Genomic DNA, 2,217 nt, shown 5'->3' on the forward strand with positions numbered 1-2,217 from the left:
GGCCCGTGCGGGCCCGGGCCGCCCACGGGGACGGTCGGTGGAACGTCGGCGGAGCGTCAGCCGGGGATCAGCGCGGGATCAGCGGCCCTGGAGGGACTTGACCGTGTCGCCGAAGGACCAGCCCTTCGAACCGTCCCAGTTGATCGACCAGTCCATGAGCCCCTTCAGCGAGCCGTTGAAGGCGTTCCAGGACTGGCTGACCAGGCCCGGCGCCATGTAGCCGCCGCCCGCGCCGGGCTGGGCCGGCAGGCCGGGGACCTGCTTGTCGTAGGGCACCTTGATGGTGGTGCCCTGGATGGTCAGACCGTTGTTCAGGCACTCGGTCTGCTTGGTGAAGCCCTGGACGGTGCCGGCCTGGTAGGAGTCGCCGGCGCAGCCGTACATGCTGCCGTTGTAGTACTGCATGTTCAGCCACCACAGGCGGCCGTTGTCGACGTACTTCTTGATGATCGGCAGGTAGGAGCCCCAGATCGAGCCGTAGGTGACGCTGCCGCCGGTGACGTACGCGGTCTCGGGGGCCATCGTCAGACCGAAGCCCGCGGGCATCTGGGCGAGCACGCCGTCGATGATGCGGATCAGGTTGGACTGGGAGGCGGACAGCGTGTTGATGTTGCCGGCCGCGGAGAGGCCGGTCTCGATGTCGATGTCGATCCCGTCGAAGTTGTACTTCTTGAGGATCGGGACGACGGTCGCGACGAACTTGTCGGCGACGGTGCTGGAGCTGAGGTCGATGCCCGCGGCGGCGCCGCCGATCGACATCAGGATGGTCGCGCCGGCGGCCTTGGCCTGGCACATCTCGGCGGGGGTCGAGACCTTGACGCCGGCGTCCATGCCGTCCTGCCACAGGACGGTGCCGTCCGAGAGGATCACCGGGAAGGCGGCGTTGATCACGTTGTAGCCGTGCGCGGCCATCCGCGGGTCGGTGATCGGGGTCCAGCCCATGCCCGGGTGGACGCCGTTGGCGGCGCCGTCCCAGTTCTCCCAGTAGCCCTGGAGGACCTTGCCGGCCGGCCTGGGCTTGGTCGGGCAGGTGACGTCACCGGGCGGGGTGGTCGGCGGCGTGGTCGGCGGAGTCGTGGGCGGGGTGGTCGGCGGCGTGGTCGGCGGAGTCGTGGGCGGGGTGGTCGGCGGCGTGGTCGGCGGAGTCGTCGGAGGCGTGGTCGGCGGGGTGGTGGTGGGGGTGCTGCCGCCGGGGCCGGAGAGCTCCACGTCGTCCGCGTAGAACGCGGGCTGGCCGTACCAGCCGTGCAGGAAGACCGTCACCGAGGTGGTGCTCGGGCCGGTGGAGAAGGACACGTTGAGCTTGCTGTACGAGGCGCTGCTCGCCGTCCAGGTGGACGTGGTGCCGGAGAGGCCGGTGCCGGTGGCGCCCAGGTAGATGTAGCTGCCCTGGACGAAGGCGCTCAGCGTGTACTGCGAGTTGGGCTGCACGCTGACGGTCTGGGTGCACTGGGCGTTGTCTCCGCCGCCCGGCGTGGCCTTGAGGGCCGAGGTGCCGGAGTGCACCGGGCTGCTGACGGCCGCGCCGGAGCCGGCGGCACAGCTCCAGTTGGAGAGACCGCTCTCGAAGCCGGGGTTGGCCAGCAGGTTGGGGGTGGCGGCCCCGGCCGTGACGGTGCCGGCCACGGCGATGCCGGCCCCGATGACGGCGACGGCGCTCACCGCGGCGAGGGAGCGCCGCAGGACGGACGGGCCCTGCGGGGTCTGTCCGGTCCGGTGCAGCTGCGACGCGCGCTCGACGACGGCCCGCTGAGGGCGGGCGGACCGGAGCGGCTCGCTCCCGGCCCGGCCGCCTTCGAGGCGACCGGCGTCCGGACCCGGGCGGGAACCGCCCGAAAGGCGTGGGGTACGCGACCTCCGACGGAACATGCTGTGCTTCCTTCCCGCCGAGCGCCATGGACATGACCGGCGCGTGGGGGCGTGACGCCCGGCGTGGGTGAGGTGAGGACATGTGGGGGTGTGCCGGACCGGATCGTAGGAGGGGCGGCAAGTCACGTCAATAGGTCTGGACCATTGACGGGTTGACGCGGGCTCACCGGCCGCCGTCCGGCGGCCGGATCCGCCCCTTCCGCAGGGGCGTGCGCGCCGGGGTCCGGGCACGCGGAAGGGCCCGCCCCCCCGCGGGGCCGCGGGGGGGCCCCGCCCCCCCCCCCCCGCCCGGGGCCGGGCGGGGGGGGGGGGGGCGCCCCGGGGCCCGGCGTGGGGGGGGGGCCGACA

At 73.0% G+C, this 2,217-nt stretch carries 2 pseudogenes; both read right to left on the reverse strand.

The window, feature by feature from the left end:
• Nucleotides 1-78: 78 nt before the first annotated feature.
• Nucleotides 79-1,038, reverse strand: a pseudogene (locus ACFCX4_RS36015) (chitinase); the annotation flags it as partial.
• A gap of 213 nt (nt 1,039-1,251) precedes the next feature.
• A pseudogene (locus ACFCX4_RS36020) lies at nt 1,252-1,869 on the reverse strand (carbohydrate binding domain-containing protein); the annotation flags it as partial.
• Nucleotides 1,870-2,217: the final 348 nt, after the last annotated feature.

Origin of the sequence: Kitasatospora sp. NPDC056327 (assembly GCF_042261735.1) — a bacterium.
Lineage (GTDB): Bacteria > Actinomycetota > Actinomycetes > Streptomycetales > Streptomycetaceae > Kitasatospora.